Raw genomic sequence first — 14495 nt, forward strand, 5'->3', positions numbered from 1 at the left:
TCACCTGGGCGCGATGTCCAACGCCCCGGCCAGGGATTCGTAGATCCTGAACGTGTCCTCGTCATAAACCTGCAGCAGAACCTCGGGCATCTGGGGGTGCGGCGCCGAGTGCTCACCTACCACCTGGATCTGCACGTGATTCGCCCCGGCCGCCAGATGCGCGCGCAATCCGTGCGCAACCGTCGCCGCGTCACCGTGGACGGCGAGCTGGTCGATCAACCGGTCGCTGCCGTCGCCGGCCAGATCCTCATCCGTGAAGCCGAGTCGCCGTAAGTTGTTGGTGTAGTTCACCAATCCGAGGTACGGATGCTTGATTCGCGGACGGGCGAGAGCCCGGGCCCGTTCAGGGTCGGACTCCAGAACCACCTTCTGCTCAGGCGCCAATAGCCGCTGAGACCCGAGCGCCGCCCGCGCCCGCCGGGAGTGCTCGGGCGTGACGAGGTACGGCACTGAACCGGCCGCCCGCTCGGTCGCCAGCGCCAGCATCTTGGGCCCCAGTGCGGCAAGCATCCGCTTCTCGCGGGGAATGCCGTGCTCATCAAGACCATCGAGGAACCCGTTCAGGGCAGGCATCGGGCTGCGGTAATTGCCGACCTGTTCAGGGTGTCCCACGCCGAGGCCCAGCAGCAGGCGGTCCGGATATGACCGCTGGACACGGCGGTACGCTGCTGCCAACGTGACCGCATCACCGCGGTAGATGTTGTAGATGCTGCTGGCCACCACCAAATGGTCCGTGGCGCCGAGCAGTTCATCGATGCCCGACAGGTCAGGTTCCGGGCCACCCAGCCACAGCGTCGTGTAGCCCAGGCCCTCGATCTGCTTTGCCATCTCGGGCGTTGTGGCATATGCCGGTTGCCAGACACCGAATTCACCGAGATTCACTGCATACCTCCAGTCACGCGTCGTTACGTCACGAGCGTGCCTGGATAAAAATGGACCAGCAAGTCCACATTATTTCACCGTCGCCCGCCGACGACCGGAAGCTCAGGCGGAAGGAAACCTGAAGATGAGGCCGTCGAGCAGGCGTCGCACCTCATTGAGCCGCGCCCGCACCACGCTTTGATGATGAAGGGCTCCTGGACGCCCCTCGTTGACACGTTCATCGATGGCCGTCAATTGTTCTTGGAGGTCGACCATTTCGGCCTCTAGGAGCACCATGAACTCCTGCGCCTGACGGACGTCGGCACTGTGGCGCACCGCCAGATTCGGAAGAGCAGCCGGCAGTGCCACCGGCCGAAGCCAGAGTGGATCAACAGGGTCTGCGGTCATCGTCCCACGGTCTCAGCACCCGTCGCCGATCCAGTTTCCCGGCAGTATCCGTCCGGTAAGGAGCCGTTCACACTGTCGTCAGGCGGTGTGTGAGTTCTACCGGAGCAGCGCACTGGCAATGTCGGCGAAGTGCTTTCGCACCGCCGCCTCGTCCATGTCGAGGATGAGCTGGGAGATTGCCCCGTCATAGACCGTGACCAGCGCCCGCGCCATCTCGTCCGGCGTGGGTAGCGACGCCGGAAGGTCCGGTGCCCGATCGCGGATGTGGTCAGCGAGCATGCGGGCGAAGCCCTCGCGCATCTGCGACCGTTCTGTCGCGAGTTCCAGCTGCACCTCTGGCCGGCGGGCGGCGTACAGGACAAAATCTGTGTTGATCAGCAGCCAGTCCCGGTCGATCGGCAGACCCTGCGCCCAGGCCTGGATCGTGGCCTCGACCGTGTTGAACGGTTCGGCAGCCAGGAATCCGATGGTGTACTCGGCGGCCTGACGTGACTGCTCGCGATAAAGCGCAAGGAACAATTCATCGAGAGTTCCGAAGTTCGAGTAGAACGCCCCCTTGGTATACCCCGAAGCCTGACAGATGTCGTCGATTCGGGTGCGCCCGAACCCTTTTGAGGCAAACACCGAGAACGCGGCTTCCAGCAGCCGCTGACGGGTCTCGACGCGTCGGCGTGTCATCGGCCGTGACTGTTCGACCGATCGACCGTCGTCCTTTTCCACGGGTTCATGATACCTTTTAGAATCCGATACCAAAAGGTATCAAACTTGGTGGGGGAATGACTGAGGGGTGACTTGATGCTGCAGAAGACAATTGGCGCCGCGACATGCGCCATCGCGATGCTTTTCGTGGCGGCTACGCCGACCGCGAGCGCAACGCCCGGCGCGGAAGCTCGGACGGGTACCTGCCAGCGTTGGCAGATCACCACTGTGGCCAGCGGGCTGGGCGCTCTGGAGAACCTCGAACCGGACGGCCGCGGCGGGTTCTACCTGAGCGCGATCAACGACGGTCGACTGCTTCACGTCGACGACCAGGGAAACAGCAGCACGGTGCTGTCTGGTCTCGATCATCCAGCGGGCCTGCGGCTTTCGGGCAACAGCCTGTACTTCCTGACCGGGAACAACCCCGGCACGGCGCGCGGAACGCTGCGACGTCTGGACGTGCACACGGGTGAATCGACGACGTTGCTCACCGGGCTGCCCGCGCCGAATGGTCTGCTGTTCCTCCCGGACGGTGATTTGATCTTCTCGCAACTGACCGTCCCGCCCCGGGGAATCGACCGCTACAGCCCCGCCACCGGACGGCACACCAAGTCTTGGTCCGGCACCCCGTTACCCAATGGACTCGCACTAACTCCCGACCGCAGCGCGCTATATACCGAGAATGTAGCCCTGTCAACGGTTTTGCGGCTGCCACTCGACAAGCCGAACGCCACCGCGACGGTGGCACGTCTGCCCGGCTTGATCGCGGGCTCCGACGACATGCAGGCGACCCGTGACGGAACGTTGTACGTGGCCGGCGATACCGCGGGCGAGGTCTACGCAGTGAACCCCGACACCGGCCGCATCTGCACGATAGCCAAAGGGCTCAGCCAACTTTCCCTGCCGCCCAACGGACCGACCTCGGTGCGGATAGGCCCGGGGCCCGACGGCAATGCCCTGTATGTCACGGCCATCGACGGCAAACTGCGGCGGCTGCAACCCCCGGCCGGGACGGACCTCACGCCGGTCACTTGATCGGGAGCACCGCGATCGCCTCGATCTCGACGAGTTGATCAGGGTACCCGAGGACTGCAACACCCAATAGCGTGCTCGGCGGCCGATGGTCGGCGAAAGCCGACACCACCTCGTCCCACGCCGCGACGAGGTCGTCACGCTGACCACTGGCGACGTAGATCGTCGTCTTCACCACGTCGCGTAACTGGGCACCGCACTCCTGCAAGGTAATCCGGAGATTGCCCGTCGCCTGGCGGGCCTGGGCGGCGATGTCACCGGGAGCGACGACATGCCCCCGATCATCGAGTGGGCAGGCGCCGGCGGTGAAGATCATGCCGTTTCCGGGTGTGATCGCCGCGTAGGCGTAAGTCACGCCCGCGAACAACCGAGAACCCCGCACCAGCTCGATGGCCATGCCCCAGTGTGGCAGTCCGTCCAACCCTCGGTGGGGTGGAACGAAGCAGTGACCGTTACCTTTCTGCGCTGATGTCTGCGCCGCGATGCATTTCATAGCTGCTGCGGGCGCCACCGGGAAACTCGACGAACTCCACCGCGGTGCCATCGGGGTCGTTGACGAAGAACATCCGGACGCGGTCGATCGGGAACGGCTCCTGAACGGGCTGAAAGCCCGCGTCGATCACGGCGCGATAGGTGGCGTCGAGATCGGTGACCGACAATGCGATGTTCTGGTTGCCGACGATTCCTCGTTTCCCGGGTCCAGGCGGGGTCGACGAACCGAGGCTGACCAGTTCGAGCATGACTCCGCCCACCACTCCCCCGACCACACGGCCTTCCTGTTGGCGAGAGGAGTGCAGGACCGCGTCGAACGGCTCACCCGAAATCAACTGGTCGAACACCACATCCATGCCCAACAGGCCACGGTAGAAGCCCAGGGCCCGGTCCATGTCGGTCACGCCGACGACCAGATGGCAGAAACGTAGGTCACTCAACATGGTGTTCCTCGACTTCCTCGTCAGCGCTTGATCATATGAGTTTGCGTGCCAAAATCCGGGCAGACCCTGCTCGCCGGCGGCGGAGCCGGTTCCTTCCGCTAGTTTCCGAACCCGGCCAAATCGCTTGGTCACCCTTGTAGCTTCGGAATTGGAGACCGAAAAGCACGAGCGAACAAGGAGGAAGACCAATGACGAATCGTTCAGGAAGTGCGTTCTCCCGACGCACGTTCATCCGCGGCGCCGCATTCACGGTGCCCGTAGTGGGCGCTGCGGTGCTCGCACCAAGTGCCCTGGCGGCACCACAGGAATGCGGTGATCCATCCGGCAAGGTCGGCAATTGCGCGGCTCACCTGCCGCAGGAGTTCACCTCGACGAGCTTCAGCACGACGGCCATCGCCGGCGGGACCAACTACTCGATCCTGTTCAGCACGAACATCAGACGCGGTCCGCTGATCCCGTCCGGCACCACCGGCTATCGCATCAGAAGTGTCAGCGTGTCCGGCACCAAACTCGACGGCGCCCCGTTCTACCTGACGCCGGGAATCGGTGAGGTCGGCCCGAGGTTGCTCAACGCCCGGTCCGGGTCGTCCCTGGGCTTCGCCCTCGATGTGCCGTGGGATGCGAACCAGCTCGTGCGTTCGTTCCTCTACACCTACGACGTCGAGTTCCTCACCGGGCTGACGGTCAATCAGACCTGCCGTTACACGACGACGATGACGCTGCGCGACAACGGCATGACCCTCGGCGGGGTCGGATCGGTCGACTTCACCACACCGATGCTCGCTGAGTGCGAGGCGGAGGCTCCCCCGCCCCAGTAGGCCGCTCTACCCGTGCGCCTTGCGAACCAGGTCGATGGCGTACTGGTTGACGAAGGTTCCCGCAGAGGCCTCGCCGGTACCGCACGCGCCGTCGGACTCGCCGGGACGCTTCACCCACAGGAACGCGTCGACATTGCCGTTTCCGGTTGCCGTGGTCGGTGCCGCGCCGAGGGCCCGACCGCTCGGGTTGCACCAGTACATCTCGCCTTCGGCCGGTCCGGCACCGTTACGCGAGGTGTCGATGACGTAGGGCTTGCCACCCGTCTGGCCCGAAATCGCGTCGCCGTAACCGATTTCCTCTTCGGTGGTGAAGAAGTTCGCGGTGTTGAGGCTGAATCCGCGCGCCTTGGCGACGCCGACGCGGTTGAGCCTGTTGGCCATCTCGTCAGCGGCCGTCCACCGGGAGTGCCCCGCATCGACGTACACGGCGGTGCCCGGATTGCGGGTCAGCGTGTCGACGGCGTAGCTCATCAGGTTGTAGCGCTCCTCGCGCTGATCACCCGACAGGCAGTCCGCCATGGCGAGCGCGTCGGGTTCGAGGATGACCGCGGCCGGCCCTCCGCCGATGGCGCCGGCGACACCGTCGATCCAGCCCTTGTACGCAGCAGCAGACCCGAAGCCGCCCGCGGCATAGCTACCGCAGTCGCGGTGCGGGATGCCGTAGAGCGCCAGGATCGGCATGGTGCCGGCGGCCTGTGCCGCGGCGATGTACTTGGCGTCCACCGCAGGGCTGGAGACGTTGTCCATCCAGTACGCGGTGGGGGTGTTGGCGATCGCCTGCAGTTCAGGGCTCGGGTTGCCCTGCGCGGCGCGCGCGGCCTTCGACGAGGGGTTGACGTAGAACGAGTGCCCCTCGAGCGGGTTGCCGTCGCTGGCCAGACGGACCGTCGGCCCCGGAGCAGTAGCGAGGCCCGCGGCGACCACCGAGGCGACTGTCAGAAAGGGAGCGATCGACCGCGCGACTGCGCCAACGGCTGAGGACATCACCTCAGGGAAAGTAATGGGGCGACGCGATTAGCGCCAGTCGCTCCCCGACGGGATGGCCCGTCAAGCCTCGATCCGATGCGCGCCGGACGGGTCGAGCGTCCGGGTGTAGAAGTGCATCCGCTCGCGTAACTCGGCAGGGTTGATACCGAATTCCTCGGGCCGGTATCGGTGCGCGCCCTTTCCGCCGCGGGGTTGGGCGCGGTGATGCTCGGCCAGCATTCCCGCGATGTCCGGTAGCTCCATCTGCGCCGCGGCGTAGATACCCCGCACCGTCGCCTCCGGGTCGGCCACCAGGTCGCGGTACTGGACGTCGAGCCAGGTGACAGTGGACGCCGCGGCCCGGGCATCGAGGGCGCGGCGCAGCCACAGTTCCGTCTGCGCGGTCTGAAACCGGCCCACGTCGACCCCGTCGACGTCGTCACTGTAAGTGGACCGGTACGTCGCGAACAGGCTCGCGCCCGACGCCACCGTCTCCACGATGTCGCGGTGCAACTGCACGATGCAGGCGCCCGGATACGTCGCGATGACATGGCGGAGCTCGGCGGTGTGGGCCGGCGCTTTCAGGACCCAACGGCGACCATCCCCGGCGTCGAGGATCTGCAGCATCCGCCGGTGCTGAGCGTACTCGGCGGCGAAGTCCTGGCCGGCGAGCCAGGACGCGTAGCCATCGAGGCGCGTGGTGGCGGTGAAGCCCCAGTTGCGCAGGGTGGTGCCCATGCCGAGCACGCACTCCTCGGGCAGATTCGGGCCGGAGTCGTGCACGGCCGCCATCGTGGGGTTGAGAACGTGCAGCAGGTACTGGCCGGCGGCGGACGCCTCGAGGCGGCGGACGCGTTCGTCGCCGTCGAGGTCGCCGGGTAGCCGCCACGGCGCACCCAGCTCGGCGGGCAGCGGCGCGCGGAATCGGGGGTCGCGGTCGAGTAGCCGGTACAAGAAGGTGGTGCCGGTGCGCCAGCCGCCGGTGATGATCACCGGGGGCAGCAGCGGACGGTGCTCGGCGCTGGGATGTTCCTTCAGATACCGCGCCATCGCGATCCGGGCTGCAAGCCGCCCGGACGCGGTTCGCTGGGCGGTCAACGCGCCGAGGGCGTTGAGCCGTCCGTCCTCCTCGGCCGAGGCCAGGTACTGCTCCACACCCGGACGCCACTCGCCGGGGTCGCCCAGAATGCCCACGCCGGCACCACGGGTGCCGCGGTCGATGACGATGTCGATGGCGTCGGCACCGAGCTGGTAGCGGTCCGGGCGTGCGGCCCGATCCTGCTCGGCCGCCGCGTAGGCGTTCAACGCCTCCGGTGTGCGGGCGGGCGCGATCCAGCCGGTCATGCGCGCTCCGCCAGATCGGTCAGGGACACGATGCGCGTCGTGGGCAGGTCGGGCTGCTGTTCGGGTTGCAGGAACCGCATCACGACGATGCCGAACGCGCGGCCCTCACTGTCGATCCAGTCCCCGGCGGCCGGCCCAGGATCGGTGGCCGAGACCACGAACCGGTAGCGGCCACCATCGAGGTTCGCGGTGGCACCGGTGTAGGAGACCCGCCGGTGCCGGTAATCGAGCGAGTTGAGAAATCTGCTGTACGCCAAGATGTTCCAGTACCGGCACGGCACCAGATCGCCTTCGATGAGCAGCGCTTCGTCGGGACCCAGCTGCCAGACGCCGCGCAGATAGTGGATGGCCGGTTCGGTGAACACCGCTCCCCCGGCCATCTCGGTCCAGTGGTGCAACTGGTTCGGCGACTCGCGATCGGCGGCCACCGCGCCATGCCAGATGCGCGGCAGCACGGCAATGGCCGCCGAGGCTTTCGCCAGGTGCTTGCCGAACCTCAACGGGTCGATCGCCGCCGGGACCGGGGCCGGCTCGGCCGGCTCGATGGCACACCACCCGATGCGATCGGCCTGCGCGTCATTGTGGAAGTGACGCACCCAGATGACGATCGCGCGATCGGGCAGGTCCAGCCAGTCGTTCGCCTGACGGTCACCGCCGACCGTCACCTGGTAATCACCGTTGGCGTCGAACGTGATTGCATCACTGTCGATCCGGGAGTTCGCCTTGGCGGCCGCCCCGCCCGAACCGGAATAGGCGGTGATCGACACGTACGCGGCGTCGCCGCGATTGCCACGGATCAGGTAGCGGCCGCCGGGGCGGACATCAGCGACCCAGTACTGGAAGTCGGGGTTGTCCATCAGGAATTTCTGACGCCAGCCGTTGAATGCGACGAACTCAGGCTTGTCGCGATCAACTTCCCAGCGGCCCAGTTGATTTGACACTGCCCGCAACAGGGCGCGGAATCCGTCGGCGCGTTCAGATTCCGGCAGACCGGCGGTGTCTGCCGCGAGTTGCGCACCGGCCGTGCGCAATCCGTCAACGAACGCGGTCCACGCCGCGACCTCGGGACGAGCCCGGTCTGCGTCACCTTCACTGGGCGCGGTCACTGGGCATCCCCTCACAATCCGGAAGCGGTTGCTTCCCGAATTGGATCGTGCTCGCTATGCTCACGGAATGTCAAGGCCGTACCGTGGCCAGGCCGCCGAAGCACGGTCGGCGGACCGCCGCGCCCGACTGATCCAGGCAGGCGCCAACCTGGTCGGCACCCAAGGGGTCGCCGCCATGACCATGCGCGCCGTCTGCCGCGAGGCAGAGCTCAGCCAGAAGTTCTTCTACGAGAGCTTCACCGACACCGACGACCTGCTCCGCGAGGTCTACCGCAGCACGTTCGAGCACGCGCGCCAGGTCATCTATACCGCCGCCGACCCGGACGCCGATCTGCCCGCCCGGACCCGCGCGGGCGTCGGAGCAGCAGCGCAACTGGCCAAAGCCGATCCCCGGATCTGCCGAATCCTGTTGGTGGAGCCGATCGCTGACGTCAGGCTTCGCCATTTCGTACGAGACGCCGTCGGGGCGATGAGTGGACTGACTGCCCCGACCGATCGCGCGGACACCGCCGCGGCGGCGCGGGTCAAGATGCAGTACGCCACCGTTTTCGGCGCCATCATCTCGCTGTTCATCGAATGGACGGAAGGCAACCTCGGTTCCGACGACGACGTGTTCGTCGACCACGTCAGCGCCATGCTGTTGTCGTCGCCGTTGTTCGACAACGCCGTTCAGGCAGTTCCCTCGGCCGGCCAGCCCGCCAGAACCCCTCGGATCAACCGGTCTAGCTGATCGGCGTTGTCCACCAGCGGTTGTCCGATGACGAACGTCATCATCACGCCGTTCACGAACGAGAACAGGGTTTTGGCCTGCTCGTCGATGACCTCGGGCGCCATCGGATTCTCGTCCGTGGCATGCCATTCCGTCACGACTGCGCGCGCAACCCCGTAGAACCCCTCGACGGACGCGCTCAGCGTTGCCGCCAGTTCATCGTCACGGCCGGCCTGCAGGGCCAACTCGTAGCGGGCCTTGGCCCGGGTGAGCCATGGTTCGGTCGCCGAATACATGACCAGTGTGGCGAACCCGAGTGTGCCGGCGAACTCCGTCGGATCGGCATCGGTGAGCTCGGTGAGCAGGGAGAGGTCGGCGAGGTCGAGTTCGTTGAGGCGTGCGGCAATCGCGTGCATCAGCGCATCTCGGGTCCGGAAGTAGAACGACGTCGTGCCGTCGGGAACCTCGGCCTTCTTGTCGACCTTGGGGTGACTGACGCCGCGCGACCCGTCCTTGCCGAGCAGTTCGATGGCAGCGTCAGCCAGTTCGCGGCGACGCTGGGCGGCGTTGTACTTCCTGCGTTCAGCGATGCCCGCAGTGTATCGAGCGGGCGTTCGAGGACCCGGGAACCCGCCCGACCGTCAGAACTGCCCGCAGTTGGGTGTGGTGGGTTCTCCGTTGAAGCGGGCGGCGATCCACTGCATGGCCGGCTCTCCGTCCACGAGCATGGGGAGCGCGTGGTTGATCACCAGCTTGTTGAGGAACGGCGGTTCCTCGTTGGTGCGGAATTCAACGTCGGCGCCCTGCGCGCACCAGTCCCGGCCCAGCTGGTTGGCCGCGGTCCACGGCACCAGCGGGTCATAGCGGTTGCTGTTGATCAGCACCGGCGCGTTCGGCTTGAACCGGCCGAGCTTCTGCAGGTCGAACAAGCTGCTGAACGGTTCCTCGTTGACGAGTTTGTTGATGTCCTCGTTGAAGTAGGGCTGCAGGTGCCGGAAGGCGAAGTCGACGATCGTCTGCCCCACACACTGGCGTGACACCGACTCGAGCATGTCCTTGCCGCGCTGGGTGAGCTTCGACCGGATGGCGTCGGCGGCTTCCGGGTAGGCGGCGATGACGCCGTTGAGTGCATAGCCGACGACGCCCACGAGCGCACTACCGTCGGCGTAGGGCAGCAGTTCCTTGAGGTCGGCCGGCGGCGCACCAGCATAGGTGCCGACGATGTTCAGTTCGGGTGCGTAGGCCGAGGCCAGCTCCGCCGCCGACGCGGTTGCCCCACCGCCCTGCGAATATCCCCAAAATGCCACGGGGCCATGCGGATCCAGCGATGTCTCGGGCAATTTCATGGCGGCGCGAGCGGCGTCGAGGACGGCGTGGCCTTCGGCCAGGCGGTTCACGTAGGTGTGCATCGAGTCGGTGCCGAGACCCTGGTAGTCGGTCATCAGGATGGCAAAGCCGCGGGCCACCAAGGTCGCGACGAACGCCTCCTCGTAGTTGACCATGATGTCCCAGCCACCCGAGTAGTGGATGCCCTGGTTGAACTGGCGCGACGGTGCGCACTGATTGCCCTGCCCCTGAGTGCCGGGGGCATAGACGATCAGCGGGCGCGGCCCCTTTCCGGGCCAGTCGTTGTCCGGTTCGAAGTAGGTGCCGGTCACGGCGATCGGATTGTTCCGAGAGTCGATGCTGCGGTACATGATCCGGGTTCCGGTCGCCATGATGGCGCCCAGCTGACCGGACGGCTCGAGCACCAGCCGGCTCGGTTCGGTGCGGATCACATCGCCGGGCGCACCGGCCGGCAGCGGGTCCGGCGGGAGATAGAAATCGGCGTACTGCGGCTCGTCCCCCGTGTCGGCAAAGGCCACCGTCGTAGATCCGACGAGCGACCCGATGATCAGCATGAGGACGACCACAATCCCCCCGGCATTGCGCATTACCGGACAGTAACAAGAAACTGTCTCGTTCTGCCACTTTTCCTCTAAGTAACTAGAGAAATACAGCAAACCTGCAGGTGATAGCGGTGCCCGCCCCTGACCTGAGTAGCTTCCGTCTCGGTCAGAGAGGATGGACGCCATGAACGCGAACCCGCATGGACCCGGCACCGCGAATCGCTCGGCATACCGAACGATTCACCTCCTGCTACTGGCCGGCCTGCTCACGATGGCGTTCATATGGGGTCCCGGAGCCGGTCGCGCGCAGGCCGCCCCGGCGTCGTCAGCCGGGGACGTTCTCTCCATCGGCGACCCCGCGGCGCCGGGCCAGATCGACCTCTACCTGGACCCGCTGTGCCCCTACAGCGGGAAGATGGTGCGCGACCAGGGCGCCGAGATCGGCCGGCGCATCGAGGACGGCAAGCTCCACATCAATCTGCGTCTCGTCAACTTCCTCGAAAAGTATTCGGCGAGCGGCAATTACGACAGCCGCGCCATTTATGCCGCCCACATCGTCGGCGACCACTCGCAATCGAGCGACGTCACCTGGAAGTTCGTCGAGCAGATCTTCGCCGCCGATCAACAGCCGAAAGAGGAAGGCGAGACGGATCTGAGCAACGATCAGCTGGCCGGGTTGGCCGACCGCGCCGGCGCACCGCCGTCAGCCCAGGACATGATCAAGCTCGGTCTCCCGATTCCCTACGACGGCCACACCATCGGGGCGAACAACCTTCCGCTGCTGCGAGCATTCCCCGATCCCGGGGTGCCGCTGGTGGCCATCGACGGCGAAGCGGTCGATGGAAACTCCGACTGGCTCGATCGGCTTCCCCACTGATCGTCGAGACCTAGTCCAACTAGACTAAGTCCAGTAGAGTGGCTTCATGTCGACGGTCAACATCCACGATGCGAAGACACACCTGTCGCAACTACTCACGCGCGTCGAAAACGGCGAGAAGATCACGATCGCGAGGGCGGGCAAACCGGTGGCAGACCTGGTCCCACATACGCGCATCGACATCGCATTCGGTGGGCTGGCCGGCCAATTCGGTTACGACACCGAACACTTCGACGACGTCGACACCGACCTCAACGCCTTGTTCGGCATCGAATGAGGGGCGTGTTGGTGGACACCCACGTCCTGATCTGGCTACTCGAAGACAACCCGCGCTTGGGGGCTGCGGCGCGCGATCGCATCGCGCAAAGCCCCGCGGTGTTCGTCTCCGCGGCCAGCACGTGGGAGCTGAGCATCAAGGCGGCGATCGGCAAGATCACCCTGCCCGACGCCCTCGACGATGCGATCGGCCGATCCGGCCTACAGGACCTCCCCATTACGCGACGCCACACCCTCGCCTCAGACATCACCGCGCTGCCGCACAAGGATCCGTTCGATGCGATGCTGCTCGCCCAGGCGACCGTCGAGAGCCTCACCCTGCTCACCGCCGACGCGAAGCTACTCGCGGCAGTACCCGAAGCGGTCGACGCCAGGAAGTGAGAGTTTCGCTATCGCGCCGTGCCGATCGGCGGTAGCGACCCGATGGCGTCGATCTGATCGCGCTGGGCGGCGAGGGTGTCGGCGAGGAACGTCCGGGCGATGAGCAGCAGTTCAGCGATCTTCGGGTGCGCGAGCGTGTAGTACACCGCGTTGCCGACCCGGTGCCCGCTGACCACGTGATGGCGCTTGAGTACCGCGAGGTGCTGTGACAGCAGGGTCGGTTCGATATCGCTGGCAGCCAGGATCTCGCTGACCGGAGTCGGGCCGTCGCGCATCGACAGGATCTCCAGCACCCGGATCCGCGCCGGATGCGCCAGCGCCTTGAACAGGTTGGCCTTGATCTCGTACAACGGCCGCTCGGGACCATCTAGGACGCTGTCGGTCACCGCTGCCCCAATGATTGATGGATTGATGAAATTCGCAATCCATGATACCGAGCGTTACCCTGCTGCAATGCCCACCGGCCAAGCCTCCCGCACAAAACCGGGCCCGCTGCAGTACATCGCGTACTGCTACGGCAAGCGGCTACCCGACTCCATGCGCGAGTGGGTGGCCAACGACCTTGCAGGTCCCGGCGCCACCGTCCGGATGATGGTCCGTGTCGCGATCCCGGCAATCCTGGTTCTGGCGCCGATCTGGTTCATCCCGATGTCGCTCTACCTGCACGCCAGCATGACCGTGCCGATCTTCATCCCGTTCGTCTACTTCTCCCATGCCCTGAACAAGGTGTGGCGGCGTCACATGCTCGTCAAGCACGGGCTGAACCCCGCCCTCATCGACGAGCTCTCGCGCAAGAAGAACGCGCACATCCACCAGGCCTACGCCGAACGCTACGGCCCCCGGACGGGGCCGAGGAGCAGCGGCGACATCTGACCGCCGGTTAGGGCTGCAGGGTGCACAACGTCAGAGCGAAGGCGGGTGCAGCAGCCGTCGCGACGACGATGAGCACCATCGCCAGGGACTGTGGGCGCCACCAGATCGCCCGCTGAGGTTGCAGGAGTCGGGCGACCCGGTCGGCCACCGCCGTCCCCGCCGCCGCCAGCACGCCGTCGGGGAGCCGATGCCGGGTACTCAATGCGACGAGGCTGGCCAACAGCGGCTCACGACCGTGTCTGCGGGTGGCCGCGTCGTCGGCGCACATCTCCAGTAACGCCGGCACCGACCGGGCCGCCGCCCGCATCAGGGGCAGCCGCGGCAGCGCCGCGGCGAGGGTGTTCAGCGTCGCGATGACGTGATGATGGCGGCCCCGCAGGTGCGCTCGCTCGTGGGCAAGGACCGCTGCGAGCGCGGGCGGCCTCAGCAACTCCAACGCAGCCGTCGTGACGACGATCGCGCGGTGCCGGCCGCCGGACACGCAGTATGCCGCGGGCTGGTCCGCCGTGATGGCGATGACGCCATCGTGGCCGGTGGGCCGGCCGATGATCCGGACCGCTTCTGCGTGTTCACGATTGGCGCGCCGCGTTCGGTACAGCGTGACGATCACACGGCGCGTGGTGTTGGTCGCCACTGCGGCAGTGACTGCAAGCAGGGCGACGACCAACACCGTCGCCACGGTGGGCGGTAACGTCACTGCGCCGGCGATCCCCAGTGCCTCGACGCAGAACGTCGGTGCGGTGTGAGTGATCAGGCTGTGGGCGGCACCGGCGATCAGGATCACCAACGCCGCCACCCAGGCGAATGACGCGGTGGCGACGACCACCAGCCAGCCTGCCACCGACAGTCTGGGATGCACGTTGGCCGAGATCGGGCCGGTGAACACCACCGGCGCCAGCCAGCTCAGCGCCATCGCGTAACCGAGGAGAAACGTGACCGCGTTCATCGTGACTGCTCCTCGGTGAACCGCTTGAGCGCCTGCCGGAGTTTCTTCGAGTCGTCGTCGACGATCTGCTCGAGGAAGAAGTTGAGGATCAGCTCACTGTCGCCGCCGGATTCGAACACCGTGCGCATCAGCTGCGCGGAGTGCTCCTCACGGGTCATCACCGGCCGGTAGCTGTACGCCAGACCGATCTTCTCCCGCTCCAACCAGCCCTTTCGGAACAGGTTGTCCATGGTCGACATGACCGTGGTGTAGGCGATCTGTCGCTTGGTGACGAGCTCGTCGTGCACGCTGCGTACTGTCGACGGCTCCGCACGTGACCAGAGCACTTCCATCACCACAGCTTCGAGATCGCCAAATCCTTTGATTCCCATATTC

At 65.9% G+C, this 14495-nt stretch carries 20 protein-coding genes; 7 read left to right on the top strand and 13 right to left on the bottom strand.

The window, feature by feature from the left end:
- From AC4LGL_RS31340 to AC4LGL_RS31350, 3 genes are all read right to left on the bottom strand, one after another.
- The gene (locus AC4LGL_RS31340; protein WP_491842156.1) at positions 1–882 is read right to left on the bottom strand and encodes a TIGR03620 family F420-dependent LLM class oxidoreductase; all 882 of its coding nucleotides are present in this window, start codon (positions 880–882) and stop codon (positions 1–3) included.
- A gap of 102 nt (positions 883–984) precedes the next feature.
- Positions 985–1269 (bottom strand): hypothetical protein, encoded by a 285-nt coding sequence (locus tag AC4LGL_RS31345; protein ID WP_491842157.1) that lies wholly within the window; start codon positions 1267–1269, stop codon positions 985–987.
- A 96-nt stretch (positions 1270–1365) separates the two neighbouring features.
- Entirely contained in the window at positions 1366–1947 is a 582-nt protein-coding gene (locus AC4LGL_RS31350) for a TetR/AcrR family transcriptional regulator (RefSeq protein WP_491842158.1), read from the bottom strand.
- 117 nt (positions 1948–2064) lie between these two features.
- On the opposite strand from AC4LGL_RS31350, the gene AC4LGL_RS31355 reads away from it, so the two are divergent.
- A complete protein-coding gene (locus tag AC4LGL_RS31355; protein ID WP_491842159.1) occupies positions 2065–3003 on the top strand; it encodes an SMP-30/gluconolactonase/LRE family protein in 939 nt (312 codons plus the stop codon).
- Here AC4LGL_RS31355 and AC4LGL_RS31360 read toward each other — a convergent pair.
- Both AC4LGL_RS31360 and AC4LGL_RS31365 read right to left on the bottom strand, forming a co-directional pair.
- Positions 2996–3397, bottom strand: coding sequence for a RidA family protein (locus tag AC4LGL_RS31360; RefSeq protein WP_491842160.1), 402 nt, complete (start codon positions 3395–3397; stop codon positions 2996–2998). The two genes, AC4LGL_RS31355 and AC4LGL_RS31360, sit on opposite strands and share 8 nt — an antisense overlap.
- A gap of 55 nt (positions 3398–3452) precedes the next feature.
- Positions 3453–3935: a VOC family protein gene (locus AC4LGL_RS31365; protein ID WP_491842161.1), complete on the bottom strand. Its 483-nt coding sequence runs from the start codon at positions 3933–3935 to the stop codon at positions 3453–3455.
- A 188-nt stretch (positions 3936–4123) separates the two neighbouring features.
- Here AC4LGL_RS31365 and AC4LGL_RS31370 point away from each other — a divergent pair, with 188 nt between their 5' ends.
- Positions 4124–4753, top strand: a complete 630-nt coding sequence (locus AC4LGL_RS31370; RefSeq protein WP_491842162.1) for a hypothetical protein — start codon at positions 4124–4126, stop codon at positions 4751–4753.
- A 6-nt stretch (positions 4754–4759) separates the two neighbouring features.
- On the opposite strand, the gene AC4LGL_RS31375 is transcribed toward AC4LGL_RS31370, so the two are convergent.
- The 3 genes from AC4LGL_RS31375 to AC4LGL_RS31385 form a co-directional block, all read right to left on the bottom strand.
- On the bottom strand, positions 4760–5737 hold the full coding sequence (locus tag AC4LGL_RS31375) for a glycoside hydrolase family 6 protein (RefSeq protein ID WP_491842163.1): 978 nt from the start codon (positions 5735–5737) through the stop codon (positions 4760–4762).
- A gap of 63 nt (positions 5738–5800) precedes the next feature.
- Positions 5801–7063, bottom strand: a complete 1263-nt coding sequence (locus AC4LGL_RS31380; RefSeq protein ID WP_491842164.1) for a sulfotransferase family protein — start codon at positions 7061–7063, stop codon at positions 5801–5803.
- On the bottom strand, positions 7060–8169 hold the full coding sequence (locus tag AC4LGL_RS31385; protein WP_491842165.1) for a DUF1214 domain-containing protein: 1110 nt from the start codon (positions 8167–8169) through the stop codon (positions 7060–7062). The genes AC4LGL_RS31380 and AC4LGL_RS31385 overlap by 4 nt, the downstream gene beginning before the upstream one ends.
- 67 nt (positions 8170–8236) lie before the next feature.
- Between AC4LGL_RS31385 and AC4LGL_RS31390 the strand changes: the two genes are divergently transcribed.
- Positions 8237–8899, top strand: coding sequence for a TetR/AcrR family transcriptional regulator (locus tag AC4LGL_RS31390; protein WP_491842166.1), 663 nt, complete (start codon positions 8237–8239; stop codon positions 8897–8899).
- On the opposite strand, the gene AC4LGL_RS31395 is transcribed toward AC4LGL_RS31390, so the two are convergent.
- Together AC4LGL_RS31395 and AC4LGL_RS31400 are read right to left on the bottom strand one after the other, a co-directional pair.
- Positions 8839–9402, bottom strand: a complete 564-nt coding sequence (locus AC4LGL_RS31395) for a TetR/AcrR family transcriptional regulator (RefSeq protein ID WP_491842206.1) — start codon at positions 9400–9402, stop codon at positions 8839–8841. The genes AC4LGL_RS31390 and AC4LGL_RS31395 overlap by 61 nt on opposite strands.
- Positions 9403–9519: 117 nt before the next feature.
- Positions 9520–10779, bottom strand: coding sequence for a lipase family protein (locus AC4LGL_RS31400; RefSeq protein WP_491842207.1), 1260 nt, complete (start codon positions 10777–10779; stop codon positions 9520–9522).
- A 172-nt stretch (positions 10780–10951) separates the two neighbouring features.
- Here AC4LGL_RS31400 and AC4LGL_RS31405 point away from each other — a divergent pair, with 172 nt between their 5' ends.
- The 3 genes from AC4LGL_RS31405 to AC4LGL_RS31415 are packed head-to-tail and all read left to right on the top strand — an operon-like array spanning position 10952 to position 12301.
- Positions 10952–11644 carry a thioredoxin domain-containing protein gene (locus AC4LGL_RS31405; protein ID WP_491842167.1) on the top strand — a complete coding sequence of 231 codons (693 nt, stop codon included), beginning with the start codon at positions 10952–10954 and terminating at the stop codon, positions 11642–11644.
- 46 nt (positions 11645–11690) lie between these two features.
- The gene (locus AC4LGL_RS31410; RefSeq protein ID WP_491842168.1) at positions 11691–11921 is read left to right on the top strand and encodes a type II toxin-antitoxin system Phd/YefM family antitoxin; all 231 of its coding nucleotides are present in this window, start codon (positions 11691–11693) and stop codon (positions 11919–11921) included.
- Positions 11922–11932: 11 nt separating this feature from the next.
- Positions 11933–12301 (top strand): type II toxin-antitoxin system VapC family toxin, encoded by a 369-nt coding sequence (locus tag AC4LGL_RS31415; protein WP_491842169.1) that lies wholly within the window; start codon positions 11933–11935, stop codon positions 12299–12301.
- Between the two features lie 8 nt (positions 12302–12309).
- On the opposite strand, the gene AC4LGL_RS31420 is transcribed toward AC4LGL_RS31415, so the two are convergent.
- Positions 12310–12687, bottom strand: a complete 378-nt coding sequence (locus tag AC4LGL_RS31420) for an ArsR/SmtB family transcription factor (RefSeq protein WP_055110904.1) — start codon at positions 12685–12687, stop codon at positions 12310–12312.
- Positions 12688–12754: 67 nt separating this feature from the next.
- Between AC4LGL_RS31420 and AC4LGL_RS31425 the strand changes: the two genes are divergently transcribed.
- On the top strand, positions 12755–13174 hold the full coding sequence (locus tag AC4LGL_RS31425) for a DUF5313 domain-containing protein (protein WP_491842170.1): 420 nt from the start codon (positions 12755–12757) through the stop codon (positions 13172–13174).
- A 7-nt stretch (positions 13175–13181) separates the two neighbouring features.
- Here AC4LGL_RS31425 and AC4LGL_RS31430 read toward each other — a convergent pair whose 3' ends face one another.
- Together AC4LGL_RS31430 and AC4LGL_RS31435 are read right to left on the bottom strand one after the other, a co-directional pair.
- Positions 13182–14120 (bottom strand): M56 family metallopeptidase, encoded by a 939-nt coding sequence (locus AC4LGL_RS31430; protein WP_491842171.1) that lies wholly within the window; start codon positions 14118–14120, stop codon positions 13182–13184.
- Positions 14117–14491, bottom strand: a complete 375-nt coding sequence (locus AC4LGL_RS31435; protein WP_491842208.1) for a BlaI/MecI/CopY family transcriptional regulator — start codon at positions 14489–14491, stop codon at positions 14117–14119. The genes AC4LGL_RS31430 and AC4LGL_RS31435 overlap by 4 nt, the downstream gene beginning before the upstream one ends.
- Positions 14492–14495: the final 4 nt, after the last annotated feature.

This window comes from Mycolicibacterium arcueilense, from assembly GCF_058536225.1.